Genomic DNA, 13,130 nt, shown 5'->3' with positions numbered 1-13,130 from the left:
AACAGCCGAGTGGCCTGGATCAGAAATCCATGCCGCCCATGCCACCCATGCCGCCGCCGCCCGGCAGAGCCGGCTCGTCCTTCTTCGGTGCATCGGCCACCATGGCTTCGGTGGTGATCATCAGGCCGGCGATCGAGGCTGCGTTCTGCAGCGCCGAACGGGTGACCTTGGTCGGATCCAGGATGCCGAACTCGACCATGTCGCCGAACTCGCCGTTGGCCGCGTTGTAGCCGTAGTTGCCGGTGCCTTCCTTGACCTTGTTCAGGATCACGGACGGCTCTTCGCCGGCATTGGCGACGATTTCGCGCAGCGGGGCTTCCATGGCGCGCAAGGCGATCTGGATGCCGTGGGTCTGGTCTTCGTTGGCACCGGTCAGGTTACCGACGGCCACCAGCGCACGCACCAGGGCCACACCGCCGCCCGGGACCACGCCTTCTTCGACGGCTGCGCGGGTGGCGTGCAGGGCGTCTTCGACGCGTGCCTTCTTTTCCTTCATTTCGATTTCGGTCGAGGCGCCGACCTTGATCACTGCAACGCCACCAGCCAGCTTGGCCACGCGCTCCTGCAGCTTCTCGCGGTCGTAATCGGACGAGGTGTCTTCGATCTGGGTCTTGATCTGGCCAACGCGGGCCTGGATCGTGGCCGAATCGCCAGCGCCGTCGATGATGGTGGTGTTCTCCTTGGAGACCTGTACCTTCTTCGCGCGGCCCAGATCCTTGATCGTCGCCTTCTCCAGGGCCAGACCCACTTCTTCGGAGATCACGGTGCCGCCAGTCAGCACGGCCATGTCTTCCAGCATCGCCTTGCGACGATCGCCGAAGCCAGGCGCCTTGACGGCCACGACCTTGACGATGCCACGGATGGTGTTGACCACTAGGGTGGCCAGCGCTTCGCCTTCGACTTCTTCAGCCACGATCAGCAGCGGCTTGCCGGCCTTGGCGACGCCCTCCAGCACGGGCAGCAGGTCACGCACGTTGGAGATCTTCTTGTCGTGCAGCAGGATAAACGGATCGTCCAGATCGGCCGACTGGCTCTGCTGGTTGTTGATGAAGTACGGGGAGAGGTAGCCGCGATCGAACTGCATGCCCTCGACAACGTCCAGCTCGTTTTCCAGGCCCGAACCTTCTTCAACGGTGATCACGCCTTCCTTGCCGACCTTCTGCATCGCTTCGGCAATGATGTTGCCGATCGATTCGTCCGAGTTGGCCGAGATGGTGCCTACCTGAGCGATCGCCTTGTCGTCGGTAGTAGGCTTGGAGATGTTCTTCAACTCGATGACAGCGGCCTTGACGGCTTGGTCGATACCGCGCTTGAGGTCCATCGGGTTCATGCCGGCGGCCACAGCCTTGGCGCCTTCGCGGATCAGGGCCTGGGCCAGCACGGTCGCGGTGGTGGTGCCGTCGCCAGCGTTGTCGTTGGTCTTGGAAGCGACTTCCTTGACCATCTGCGCGCCCATGTTCTCGAACTTGTCGGCCAGTTCGATTTCCTTGGCGACGGAGACGCCGTCCTTGGTGATGGTCGGCGCGCCGAAGCTCTTCTCGAGCACGACGTTGCGGCCCTTCGGGCCCAGGGTGGCCTTCACGGCGTTGGCAAGAACGTTGACGCCACGAACCATACGGGTACGTGCGTCTTCACCGAAACGAATGTCTTTAGCAGCCATTAGTTGTTACTCCGGAAATTAGGGGATAGGGGGATAAGGAAAATCGGTAGAGCTATCAAGGGCGGATATCGGGACGGGATCAGATGGTGAGGCCGTTAGCCGCTCTACCGATTCCCACTCCCGATTCCGGCGCGTAGCGCCTGATTAGCCGATGACCGCCAGAATGTCGTCTTCGCGCAGCACTTTGTACTCGGTGCCCTCGGCCTTGTAACTGCTGCCGGCGTACTGGCCGTAGATGACCTTGTCACCTACCTTGACCACCGGCGCACGCAGGCTGCCGTTGTCCAGCGGCTTGCCGGCGCCAACAGCGACGACTTCGCCCTTGGTGGACTTTTCCTTGGCCGAATCCGGAATCACGATGCCACCGGCGGAAACTTCGTCGGCTTCGATCGGCTTGACTACAACGCGGTCGTGAAGCGGCTTGATGCTCATAGAGAAAGACCCTCTTAAATGATTGATTGGTCTGGAAATTATCGGCGATGTTAGCACTCGTATGTGACGACTGCCAGCATAGCGCGCGGAAAAACCCGACAGAACGGGTGCGAGCCAAAGATTGTGCTGTGTGGGCGGCTTTCAAGGGCTGAGGGCAAAATTTTTTCGCTTTGACGGTTCCATCCGGAGACCGGGGGGCTGCCAAAAGCGTGCCGCCTGGTGCTCGGGTGAATGCGCGCCTTGCGCTCGGCACTAATGGTTTTTGTGCGGGATACCGCACCGGCCGTGCCCGCTTGGCGGTGAGCGCAGCCGTTTTGCTGGCGCCCTAAAAATGGAACCAGGCTCCAGCACTTGTCATGCACAGGTTCTGTAGTGTCCGCCGCCGGCCAATCGCTGAGCGACTACCGCATTAAGCCGTACGCCACCTGCACCAGCAGTTGCGGCGAGCGGGTGACCGAGGTCAACGACGGCAGTGGCGGCGGCAGCGGGCGGTACCCGGGCAATTCCAATGGCACCGGTTACCAGACATTAGGCGCAACAATACAATAAGGTAACGGCGTGTTCCGGAATCGGCGGTCGATCCCCAGCAGGCAGGGGATTACACTGCTCGGCCCGATGAACACCTCCCCCCTCCATTTATTGTTCAGCACCTGTCCGGATGCCGACAGCGCCGATCACATCGCGCATGCGTTGCTGGACGAGCGGCTGGCCGCTTGCGTCACCCAGCTCCCCGGCGCGCAGTCGCTGTATCGCTGGAACGGGGCGATCGAGCGCAGCCAGGAAGTGCAGTTGCTGATCAAGACCTGGGAAGACCGCCTGCCCGACGCCATTGCGCGGCTACAGGCATTGCATCCGTATGAACTGCCGGAAGCGGTCGCTGTCCAAGCCAGCGCCGGGCTGTCGGCGTATCTCGATTGGGTCCGGGCCGAAACCCGCAAGGAATCCTGACGTACATGAAGTCTCTGTCCCACTGGATTGCTCGCTGCGCTCTACTGACCGCCCCGTTGTTCGTGGCGCCACCCCCAGCACAGGCCGCGGTGACCGAGGCCGACCTGCTGCCGGTGGACCAGGCTTTTACGCCGAGCGCGACGGCAAACAGCCGCGAGAGCATCGCGCTGAGCTGGAAAATCGCGCCGGGCTATTACCTGTATCGCCACCGCATCAGCGTCAAATCCGGGCAAGGCTTTACCGCCGGTGAGCTGGCGCTGCCGGAAGGCGAGAGCAAGCACGACGAGTTCTTCGGTCAGGTGCAGATCTACCGCAAGCAGCTGCAGGCCACGCTGGCGGGCAAGGCCGAGCCTTCCTTGCAGACCGCTGTTTTGCAGGTGCAATACCAAGGCTGCGCCGATGCCGGCGTGTGCTACCCGCCGCAGCGGCGCGAGATCCGGGTGAGCTTGCCGAATGCGCAAGGCGGCGGTGCCGCCACCAGGGCGTCGGCTGCAACCTCTGAACTCGGTCAACAGCGCGAAAACCTGGGGGCATTGGTGCCGCGCGCTCCAGCAGGCCAGCGGCTGTTCGGCGGCTCCGGTCAGGCCGCCGGCGTGGACGCATTGCCGCTACCGGCCGAGCAGGCGTTCACCTTCGAGGCCATCGTCGGCGACGGCAACCGCCTGTTGCTGCGCTTCACTCCGGCGCCCGGCTACTACATCTACCGCGACCGCACCTCGCTGGCACTGGAAGGCGCCGGTGGCGTACGCACCGGCCTACCGCGCTGGCCGCAAGGCAAGTCGCATCGCGACGAGCATTTCGGCGATGTGGTGGTGTATTTCGGCCAGGCAGAAGTCACTCTGCCACTGCTGCGCGACTACGCCGACCCGGCCCATGTAACGTTGGTGGCCACCTTCCAGGGCTGCCAGACCGATGGCATCTGCTATCCGCCGATGACGCGGCGTGTGGCGCTGGACCTGCCGACCGGCACGGTGTCGCCACAGAACCAGGCGCAGGCAGCACCGCTGATGATTTCACCGCTGGCCGCCGGGCAGGCGCCGGTCGAACCTGCGCCTGTGCCGACGCGTGGCACCAACGCCAACCCCGCCGCAGACGCTTCGGCAGACAACCCGCAGCGCACCCAGCCACCGCATACCGATAAGGGCCTGCTGGCGATGCTGGCGCTGGCCCTGCTGGGCGGATTGGTGTTGAACCTGATGCCCTGCGTACTGCCGATCCTGTCGCTGAAGGTGCTGGGCCTGGCCCACAGCGGCGAAAGCCGCGGCCACGCGCGCAGCCATGCGATCTGGTATTCGCTAGGCGTGCTGGTGTCGTTCGCCGCCATTGGCGGATTGGTGATTGGTCTGCGTGCGGCAGGCCAGGCTGCAGGCTGGGGCTTCCAGCTGCAGCAGCCGTGGTTCGTGGCCGCGCTGGCGTATCTGATGTTTGCGGTTGGCTTGAGCCTGTCGGGAGTGTTTACGTTCGGCAGCAACCTGGGCGGCATCGGCCAATCGTTGGCTGCACGCAATGGGCCGCTGGGCGACTTCTTCACCGGCGTGCTGGCCTGCGTGGTCGCCAGCCCCTGCATCGCCCCGTTCATGGGCACCGCGCTGGCCTACGCATTCACCGCACCCGCGCTGCTGGCGATGCTGGTGTTTCTGGCGTTGGGCCTGGGTCTGGCGCTGCCGTTCCTGCTGATCGGCTTCATCCCTTCGCTGGCGCGCCGCCTGCCCACGCCCGGTGCGTGGATGGAAACGCTCAAGCAGGTGCTGGCGTTTCCGATGTATCTCACCGCAATCTGGCTGTTGTGGGTGCTGGGCAAACAACGCGGCGTGGATGCACTGGCGTTGATGCTGGTCGGCGCCACCTTGCTGGCTCTGGGCCTGTTGTGTTTCGAGCGCAGCCGCTGGAAGAGCCATCGTCCGGGCATGCGCCTGGCCACCGTGATGCTGGTGCTGACCCTGGTGCCGGTGGTCGCAGTGACCCGCCTCGGCCTGCCCGTCACCACCGCTGCCGAAGGCGTAGTCGCATTCTCGCCGCAGCTGCTGGACCGCCTGCGCGCCGACAACCGCGTGGTCTTCGTCAATATGACCGCCGACTGGTGCGTGACCTGCAAGGCCAACGAAAAGAACGTACTGAGCGGCGCCGACTTCCGTGACGCGCTGCGCCGGGTCGATGCGGTCTACATGAAAGGCGACTGGACCAACGTCGACCCCAAGATCAGCACCTTCCTCGACCAGCACCAGGCCGTCGGCGTCCCGCTCTACGTGGTCTACGGCCCCGGCGCACCACCGGCGGTGCTGCCAACGGTACTGACCAACGCCATCACCGAAGACGCGTTGCTGCGCGCTGCGCGTTGATTGTGCGCACTGCCCGAGTGCAAATTTTGGTTACGACAATTGGCTACGGCAATCTTGCCGCGTCGCCACAGACAAGCCGGCTAATAGCGACTCACACCAGGTAACAGGCCGCCGTCGGGTGGGTGCAGACGGCGCGCACGAGTGGGAGTGTCCGCGTGGTAAATGCCGCGTCCGAACGCCACCGCATACCCAAGCGTCAGCGTGGTGATGTTTCAGTCGCGGCGGATCCAATTCTGGTTCGCCATGCTGTTGAGGATTTTCTCACTACATCAAACAACTACGGCAAGGCATCGACACCTAGCCGAATATGCGCCTTCATGAAGCAGTCGCCCCTGAAAAGCCCGCTTCAAGCACCAATCGCAAACGTGCCTGCCTCGTCATGTGCGTCATCAATGGTCAATACCCCGACATCTGCCTGGGTCTGTTTGACCACACGACCGCTCCAGGTGCCTGCCGCGTCTTCAAACTCATTGAACACCACGCGCTGATTCTTGCCGTCATAGATGGCTTGCAGCCGGACCTGGCCAGGAAGCGTCGCGTCCTGCTCGCGCACCTTGTAGGTGAAACTGCGCGTACTGCCATCTGGACGGGTCACCTTGCTGAGATATCCGTCAGCGTTGTACGCGTAGGACCAGCTGCTGCCCAAGGGATCCTTGACGGTGCTGACCCGATTGCTGCTGTCGTAGCCGATTGCCAAATAACGGCCATTGGCCGACACGATCCGGTCGGGCCGATTGCTTGTCATAGGGTAGTTACACAGTTTAGTTTACAGACTCCGGTCGCCAGTCTGTGCTGCCCGCCGTCATGCTGCGGCGCAAAGCTATTACGGCTTCTTCTCACTTGGCTCCACTGGGGTCCCATTCGGAGAAACCGTTACTGAGCCTAGAGCGGCCTTATCCCCAACCATTACAACCCATACGGTCACGGAGATTGCAGGAATAGCAAAAACGGCTGCCGCAATCAACAGTCTGGTTCTTATGCCAAACCGCGCGGAAAGTGCATATGCAATGAGTGCCGCCACAGCGGCGAGGAGATAAAGAAAAATCATTTATGACAAGCCATCGTTCCCACTGGACTGTTCAAAAGTCGCTTGTATTCATCTTGAACGCTGCTAGCCCAATCCTGGCAATTATTCCCAATCAAATGATAGGTTCCAAGTTTCACATTTTGCACAGCAATTCGCATCAGGCAGTCGTCGTAATGACCGGGGATTGGGCGATACCCATTTTGATTTGGCTCCGTTTTTAGCGTTCCGTCTCCAAAGAAACCAATATTTGCAGGACTCATTTTGTCTTCAAAAAAAGCTGCTCATGGGATATGGCGGTGTGAGATGCATTATCGAGTGGGTTGTCCGACAAGATGCCAAGCCACGGCAGTCCAGCCAAAGGGCGATACGCAAAATATGCAAGCCCACGCGGGTCAACGCGGCTTAATGGGTTGCCTGCAACATATGCGTAATAATTAATCCCGCCCGCCAACCCAATCGGATCCTCACTAATAAACCGCCCCCACTGCGGCCGATAATACCTCGCCCGGTAGTAATACAGGCCGTTGGCATCCTTCTCCCGCCCTGTGTACTGGTACGGATTGGTATAAGCCGTGCTACTCTGCGTCGTCGTTCCATACGGATCATATTCATACCGCTGCACCACACCGCCTGCTGCATTCGTCAGCAGGCGCGTGCTGCCCAACTGGTCGCTCAGGAAGTACGTCCTGCCACCCGTGTCGTTGCGTGCATAACGCTGGTCGATGCCAAGACCGGTCAGGATCGGGTTCACCGTGCTGCCTTGTGTTTCCTGCACTACATCCTGGCCGTCATACAGATACTGCGTGCTTGTGCCGCCTTCCGTCTTGACCGTCCGCCGTCCCAGCGCGTCATAGCTGAAGCTGGCGATCGTTGTGCCGCCCTGCTGGATCTCGCTCAGCCGGTCGCGGTCGTCCCAGACATATTTGCGGCTGCCGTCGTTGAGCAGGTGGCCGCTTTGGTCGTAACTCAACCCGACGTTGTTGGCTTTGGTCTGCCGGTTATTGTCGTCGAAGCTGTTGCCACTGCTCGCCGGTGGGAGGGACTGCGATGCATGCGTGCCGGTCTGCGCAACCAGTTGGCCGACACTGTTATAGCCGTAGCCCAGACTACCCAGCGCCGCCTGCCCGGCCTTGCCCCAGGCCAGGCCGGTGACCTGATTGGCGTTGTTGTAGGTGTAGGCCGTTTGCACGTGGTTGGGTAGGGTTTGGGTGATGCGTCGGTTGGCGGGGTCGTAGGCGAAGATGACCTTCTCGGGGCCTTGGGTGATGCCCGTCAGGCGGTCGGCGGTGTCGTAACCATAGACGACTGGCGCCTGGGTGGCCGCCTGCATCTTCGTGCGACGGCCCGCTGCATCGTAGCCGTAGGTGATCGTGCCTTGCGGGCTGTTGGCGGCGGTGACCTGATCGAAGCTGTCGTAGCTCCAGCCCAGCGTGCCGGACACGCTGTCGGCCAGCGCCACCATCCGGTTGCCGGCGTCGTAGCTGGCCGTCACGCTGCCGCCCATGCCTGGGAACGTGGTCGTGGTCGGCCGGCCCAAGGTGTCGTACGCATAGGTGGTGACACGAAGGATGGCGTTGACGACCTGCAGATGAGTCATGCTGACGCCGCCTCGCTGCACCGGTAGACAATGCGGCAATGGAGGATGGTCAGACATAAAACTCTACCGACAAGTCGATTTCGAGCTCGACCAAAGTACTCATCTCTACGGTTTTTAGAATAAATCCAGATGACGAATCTATAAAAACTCCGACAAATAGATCCAACCTGCCTCCCTCTCGCCTAATTTTATTGAAGTAAGAGCGTTTTTCGCGCAATAAAGGAAAAGCAGAATTTACTCCATCGACAAAATATCCAGACACCTTTTCCGTAATAGAAAAAGTACAGTAACTCTCCCTATAAAATCCATCCAACTCCATTCCGTTTGGATTTTTCCGCCTTTCACCAACATCTTGTGAAAATTTAGAATTTAAGCCAATATTATTGATAATTGACTTACTTGGCGATGTTGGATGCCAAATACGCAAAGAAATTCTATAACTATCATCATTCATTAGCGACCTCATGGAAGATAAGGTCCGTAGGGACCATGATTCTCACCAACTCCGCCAGGTCTACCTGTCCATACATCACCATTTGGCGCAATACCTGTCCAAGTCCTGGGACCTGCACGAACGCCTTCTTTAATTCCGTGAAGGCCATCCTTATCAAATCCAAATTTTCCTTTAACCTTATCAATAGGCAATGTTCCCGTCGGGCAGTTTTTTGGTTTTTGTTCAGAATCTTCTTTTGCCTGCCATAAATCTTCTAACTGCTTAGCTATATTTTCATTGGCTGCTTGCCCGGCAGGGTGGAATTATAGGCAATCCATGCAAGCAAGCCTGCAAGCAAGCCTGCAAGCATAGTTTCGCAGCCACCTTCCGCACACACAAAGGGGATCGCCAGCCACGCTATTGTTCCCTTTGAATCCACGTACGAAATTGGATTTCCGCCTACATACGCATAGATAGTTCGCCCCGGCGTGCGCCATCAACCGGCTGCGATTTCCCTTGACGCGATAAGCCCTTGCGAGCGCTGCGGGCATTGAGATGGGTTTTGGGGTTGGCAAAATTTCCTTGATGCGATTTTTAGCCCACAACCCGATGTAAACATCCGATCAATCCTGGATTACGCTGCGCTCCATCCGGCTGCGCTGGCCAAGAAAGGCCCCATATGATTGGGGCCTGCAGGCGGTCTATACCTCATTTATTTACGCGAAAGGTGAAAAGCCCCGCCCCTCACATAGCCACGCCCACCTTGATACTCAACTTCAACCACATAGTCCGCCTTATTCAAGTAAACTAACTTCTTAACTGGCAGGGGGCGCGAAGCTACCCCCAATACTTCCGGACCATCTGATTTTTTATAAATCGTCACTTCGCCAATGGGAATGATTTCCATATCTGGAGCACAACCCGTAATAGTCGACGCCAGCAAAAGAGTCATGAACAATTTCCGGAACCGCGTAATCATGGCCTAGCCTGAAAGAGTGAATATGACTTCGTCACAGCCGGACTGGTATACAGCATCATATTCAGAGTCTCCGGAAAAATAGCATTCAGTGGAGATAGTGGCATCCCCATCTCCCTTAAGCAATTCTGAAGCGGGGAACCACAGTTGTTCGTCACGCCATACTTCCCCTGATCTTTTGACAAGCAGGTAGCCAAAGCTTTTTCCTGCGATAGGCTCATATCTAGGTGGTGTATCACTGCATCCCTAATTTCATGCTGATTGCTGGAATACCAAGGATCTATCGTGTTTCCTGCCGGGCCATATGAGAAACCTTGACCGTAAGCATCCACCGACACGTGGCCAAAAGTTGAGTGCAATTTCCCGTAGCTGGGGATGCCGCCCGTATACGGCAATGGCATCCAAATATAGACATCAGCTAACCCTAGTGGATCGATTTTGCCATTGGGATTCCCGCCGACATAGGCATAGCCATTTACTCCTCCAGCAAGCTTGACAGGATCTTCACTAATAAACCGGCCCCACTGCGACCGATAATATCGCGCCCGATAGTAGTACAGGCCGCTCGCGTCCTTTTCCCGCCCAGTGTATTGGTACGGATTGGTGTAAGCTGTACTGCTCTGCGTCGTCGTTCCATACGGATCATATTCATACCGCTGCACCACGCCGCCCGCTGCATTCGTCAGCAGGCGCGTGCTGCCAAGGTGGTCGGTCAGGAAATACGTCCTGCCACCCGTGTCGTTACGTGCATAGCGCTGGTCGATGCCCAGCCCGGTCAGGATCGGGTTCACCGTGCTGCCTTGTGTTTCCTGCACTACATCCTGGCCGTCATACAGATACTGCGTGCTTGTGCCGCCTTCCGTCTTGACCGTCCGCCGTCCCAGCGCGTCATAGCTGAAGCTGGGGATCGTTGTGCCGCCCTGCTGGATCTCGCTCAGCCGGTCGCGGTCGTCCCAGACATATTTGCGGCTGCCGTCGTTGAGCAGGTGGCCGCTTTGGTCATAGCTCAGCGCGACGTTGTTGGCTTTGGTCTGCCGGTTATTGTCGTCGAAGCTGAACCGCCCCGGGATTTCGGGAGGCTCCAACTCTTGAGAAGATGGGGCGATGAGCAAGACGAAATATTCACCGGAAGTGCGAGAGCGCGCGGTTCGGCTGGTGCGGGAGCATCAGGGCGAGTACGGCTCGCAGTGGGCGGCGATCGAATCGATTGCCGGGAAGATTGGCTGTTCGTCGCAGACGCTGTGCAACTGGGTGCGTCAGGCCGAGCGTGATGCCGGCAAGCGTCAGGGGCTGACGACGGACGAGCGGACGCGGATGAAAGCGCTGGAACGCGAAGTGCGCGAGCTGAGGCAAGCCAACGAGATCCTGCGCAAGGCCAGCGCGTATTTTGCCCAGGCGGAGCTCGACCGCCGCTTCAAGCCCTGACCACGTTCGTGACCGAACATTGCGATGTTCACGGGGTCGAGCCAATCTGCAAGGTGCTGCAGGTTGCCCCGTCGACGTATTACCGCCACGCGCAGCGGGAAGCGGACGCGAACTTGCGCCCGAACCGCTGGTGGAAGGACCAGGCGCTGCGCCCGCAGATCCGGCGGGTATGGGAGCAGAACCGACAGGTGTACGGCGTGCGCAAGGTCTGGCGGCAGCTCAAGCGCGAGGGCTATGCGGTGGCCCGCTGCACGGTGGAGCGACTGATGGGCGCACTTGGCCTGCGCGGCGTGGTACGCGGGAAGGTGGTCAAGACCACGATCAGCGACAAGCGGCCGTGCCCGCTGGACAAGGTGAACCGACAGTTCCATGCGCCGTCGCCGAACCGACTGTGGGTCAGCGACTTCACGTATGTCTCGACCTGGGCCGGGTTCGTGTACGTGGCCTTCGTGATCGACGTGTACGCACGGCGGATCGTGGGCTGGAAGGTGTCGCAGACGGCGCACACGGACTTCGTGCTGGACGCGCTGGAGCAGGCGCTGCATGCGCGTCGTCCAACCGAAGGCGGCCTGATCCACCACTCCGACCGCGGCGTGCAGTATGTGTCGATCCGCTACACCGAGCGGCTGGCCGACGCCGGGATCGAGCCGTCGGTGGGCAGCGTGGGCGATAGCTATGACAACGCGTTGGCCGAGACGATCAACGGGTTGTACAAGGCCGAGGTGATCCACCGGCGCGCGTGGCGCAACCGCCAGGATGTGGAACTGGCCACGCTGGATTGGGTGGACTGGTACAACCACAAACGCTTGCTGGGGTCGATCGGGAACATTCCGCCAGCGGAAGCCGAAGAGGCTTACTATCGACAACAGGCCGGTTACGCCAAAGCGGCGTGACTCAAACCAAACAGCCTCCCGAAATCCCGGGGCGGTTCAAAACTCTACCGACAAGTCGATTTCGAGCTCGACCAAAGTACTCATCTCTAAGGTTTTTAGAATAAATCCAGATGACGAATCTATAAAAACTCCGACAAATAGATCCAACCTACCTCCCTCTCGCCTAATTTTATTGAAGTAAGAGCGTTTTTCGCGCAATAAAGGCGACGTCCCCCCGATTTTGAGTAGCGCCTCAGTTTGGAGTCCAATTCCCTACCCCGAGGAGATTGGACGTGAAGAAGCGTTTTACCGAGGAACAGATCATTGGCTTCCTGCGTGAGGCCGAAGCGGGCGTGGCAATCAAGGACCTGTGCCGGCGGCATGGCTTCAGCGAGGCCTCGTACTACCTGTGGCGCAGCAAGTTCGGCGGGATGAGCGTGCCCGATGCCAAACGGCTCAAGGACCTTGAGTCAGAGAATGCTCGATTGAAGAAATTGCTGGCCGAGCAGCTGTTCGAGAACGACCTGATCAAGGATGCGCTGCGAAAAAAGTGGTGAGCGCACCGGCGCGTCGTGCGCTGGTGCGCGAGTGGATCGGGTGCGGTGCCAGCGAGCGCCGGGCCTTGGCAGCGATCGGTATGAGCGCCAGTGCGCTGCGCTATCGCCCCCGCGAAGATCGCAACGTCGAACTGCGTGAACGCATCTGTGCGTTGGCGCATCGCCATCGCCGTTATGGCGTGGGGATGATTTATCTCAAATTGCGACAGGAAGGACGCATCGTGAACTACAAGCGGGTGGAGCGGTTGTACCGCGAGCAGCAGTTACAAGTCCGCCGCCGCCAGCGGAAAAAGGTTCCAGTGGGCGAGCGTCAGCCGCTGCTGCGGCCATCGCAGGCCAACCAGGTGTGGTCGATGGACGTCGTGTTCGACCGCACTGCCGAAGGGCGGGTACTCAAGTGTCTGGTGATCGTGGACGATGCAACCCACGAAGCGGTCGCCATCGACGTGGAGCGCGCAATCTCGGGCCACGGGGTGACGCGCGTGCTGGACCGACTGGCCCACAGTCGCGGTTTGCCGCAGGTGATCCGCACTGAGCGCGAAGCCTGCCCTCGGGGCACAACGGCAAGGAGTTTTGCGGTAAGGCAATGGTCGCCTGGGCGCATGCCCGTGGCGTGCAGTTGCGGCTGATCCAACCCGGCAAGCCAAACCAGAACGCCTACGTCGAATCGTTCAACGGCCGACTACGCGACGAATGCCTCAACGAGCACTGGTTCCCAACACTGCTGCATGCACGCACCGAGATCGAACGCTGGCGGCGCGAATACAACCAGGATCGACCCAAGAAAGCAATCGGCGGCATGACACCGGCTGCTTATGCCCAACATCTGGCCAACACCGATATCATTAGCACTGGACTCTAAAC

12 protein-coding genes, 1 pseudogene and 1 other annotated feature are annotated in these 13,130 nt (G+C 59.7%); of the genes and pseudogenes, 5 read left to right on the top strand and 8 right to left on the bottom strand.

What is annotated here, in order from left to right; translation table 11 throughout:
• Window positions 1-19: 19 nt before the first annotated feature.
• Both groL and J5I97_RS01800 read right to left on the bottom strand, forming a co-directional pair.
• Window positions 20-1,660 carry a chaperonin GroEL gene (gene groL / locus J5I97_RS01805; protein ID WP_208588648.1) on the bottom strand — a complete coding sequence of 547 codons (1,641 nt, stop codon included), beginning with the start codon at window positions 1,658-1,660 and terminating at the stop codon, window positions 20-22.
• A 144-nt stretch (window positions 1,661-1,804) separates the two neighbouring features.
• A complete protein-coding gene (locus tag J5I97_RS01800) occupies window positions 1,805-2,092 on the bottom strand; it encodes a co-chaperone GroES (RefSeq protein WP_002804275.1) in 288 nt (95 codons plus the stop codon).
• 372 nt (window positions 2,093-2,464) lie between these two features.
• On the opposite strand from J5I97_RS01800, the gene J5I97_RS01795 reads away from it, so the two are divergent.
• From J5I97_RS01795 to J5I97_RS01785, 3 genes are all read left to right on the top strand, one after another.
• Complete coding sequence (locus J5I97_RS01795; RefSeq protein WP_208591855.1) at window positions 2,465-2,641, top strand: hypothetical protein; 177 nt, start codon at window positions 2,465-2,467, stop codon at window positions 2,639-2,641.
• Window positions 2,642-2,707: 66 nt separating this feature from the next.
• Entirely contained in the window at window positions 2,708-3,040 is a 333-nt protein-coding gene (gene cutA, locus J5I97_RS01790) for a divalent-cation tolerance protein CutA (RefSeq protein ID WP_208588647.1), read from the top strand.
• 5 nt (window positions 3,041-3,045) lie between these two features.
• A complete protein-coding gene (locus J5I97_RS01785) occupies window positions 3,046-5,379 on the top strand; it encodes a protein-disulfide reductase DsbD family protein (protein ID WP_208588646.1) in 2,334 nt (777 codons plus the stop codon).
• A 346-nt stretch (window positions 5,380-5,725) separates the two neighbouring features.
• Here the strand turns inward: J5I97_RS01785 and J5I97_RS01780 are convergent, their stop codons facing one another.
• The 6 genes from J5I97_RS01780 to J5I97_RS19690 all read right to left on the bottom strand — a co-directional run bounded on the left by J5I97_RS01780 (window position 5,726) and on the right by J5I97_RS19690 (window position 10,524).
• Window positions 5,726-6,124, bottom strand: coding sequence for an RHS repeat domain-containing protein (locus J5I97_RS01780; protein WP_208588645.1), 399 nt, complete (start codon window positions 6,122-6,124; stop codon window positions 5,726-5,728).
• Between the two features lie 299 nt (window positions 6,125-6,423).
• Window positions 6,424-6,666, bottom strand: a complete 243-nt coding sequence (locus tag J5I97_RS01775; RefSeq protein ID WP_208588643.1) for a hypothetical protein — start codon at window positions 6,664-6,666, stop codon at window positions 6,424-6,426.
• A complete protein-coding gene (locus J5I97_RS01770) occupies window positions 6,663-8,003 on the bottom strand; it encodes an RHS repeat-associated core domain-containing protein (protein ID WP_238135615.1) in 1,341 nt (446 codons plus the stop codon). Before J5I97_RS01770 ends, J5I97_RS01775 begins: the two co-directional genes overlap by 4 nt.
• Window positions 8,004-8,052: 49 nt before the next feature.
• Window positions 8,053-8,457 (bottom strand): hypothetical protein, encoded by a 405-nt coding sequence (locus tag J5I97_RS01765; protein WP_208588641.1) that lies wholly within the window; start codon window positions 8,455-8,457, stop codon window positions 8,053-8,055.
• 691 nt (window positions 8,458-9,148) lie between these two features.
• A complete protein-coding gene (locus tag J5I97_RS01760; protein WP_208588639.1) occupies window positions 9,149-9,388 on the bottom strand; it encodes a hypothetical protein in 240 nt (79 codons plus the stop codon).
• 23 nt (window positions 9,389-9,411) lie between these two features.
• Window positions 9,412-10,524: an RHS repeat domain-containing protein gene (locus J5I97_RS19690; protein ID WP_238135614.1), complete on the bottom strand. Its 1,113-nt coding sequence runs from the start codon at window positions 10,522-10,524 to the stop codon at window positions 9,412-9,414.
• On the opposite strand from J5I97_RS19690, the gene J5I97_RS01750 reads away from it, so the two are divergent.
• Together J5I97_RS01750 and J5I97_RS01745 are read left to right on the top strand one after the other, a co-directional pair.
• Window positions 10,517-11,730 (top strand): IS3 family transposase gene (locus J5I97_RS01750; RefSeq protein WP_208586298.1). Its coding sequence is split into 2 segments (ribosomal slippage): window positions 10,517-10,799 and window positions 10,799-11,730, totalling 1,215 coding nucleotides; the frame shifts between segments, so codons are not numbered across the junction. The genes J5I97_RS19690 and J5I97_RS01750 overlap by 8 nt on opposite strands.
• Window positions 10,792-10,908: a sequence feature (AL1L pseudoknot), on the top strand. It overlaps the preceding gene by 117 nt.
• Before the next feature lie 272 nt (window positions 11,731-12,002).
• Window positions 12,003-13,128: pseudogene (locus J5I97_RS01745) on the top strand (IS3 family transposase).
• The last annotated feature ends 2 nt before the right edge of the window (window positions 13,129-13,130 follow it).

The sequence above is a fragment of the Xanthomonas fragariae genome (assembly GCF_017603965.1).
Lineage (GTDB): Bacteria > Pseudomonadota > Gammaproteobacteria > Xanthomonadales > Xanthomonadaceae > Xanthomonas > Xanthomonas fragariae_A.
The sequence above is the reverse complement of the archived record's forward strand: the minus strand, read 5'-3'. Positions and strand labels throughout refer to the sequence as shown.

Coding starts and splice junctions, on each gene's coding strand:
- groL (WP_208588648.1), bottom strand. CDS start 1,660: ATGGCTGCTAAAGACATTCGTTTCGGTGAAGACGCACGTACCCGTATG.
- J5I97_RS01800 (WP_002804275.1), bottom strand. CDS start 2,092: ATGAGCATCAAGCCGCTTCACGACCGCGTTGTAGTCAAGCCGATCGAA.
- cutA (WP_208588647.1), top strand. CDS start 2,708: ATGAACACCTCCCCCCTCCATTTATTGTTCAGCACCTGTCCGGATGCC.
- J5I97_RS01785 (WP_208588646.1), top strand. CDS start 3,046: ATGAAGTCTCTGTCCCACTGGATTGCTCGCTGCGCTCTACTGACCGCC.
- J5I97_RS01780 (WP_208588645.1), bottom strand. CDS start 6,124: ATGACAAGCAATCGGCCCGACCGGATCGTGTCGGCCAATGGCCGTTAT.
- J5I97_RS01775 (WP_208588643.1), bottom strand. CDS start 6,666: ATGAGTCCTGCAAATATTGGTTTCTTTGGAGACGGAACGCTAAAAACG.
- J5I97_RS01770 (WP_238135615.1), bottom strand. CDS start 8,003: ATGACTCATCTGCAGGTCGTCAACGCCATCCTTCGTGTCACCACCTAT.
- J5I97_RS01765 (WP_208588641.1), bottom strand. CDS start 8,457: ATGAATGATGATAGTTATAGAATTTCTTTGCGTATTTGGCATCCAACA.
- J5I97_RS01760 (WP_208588639.1), bottom strand. CDS start 9,388: ATGACTCTTTTGCTGGCGTCGACTATTACGGGTTGTGCTCCAGATATG.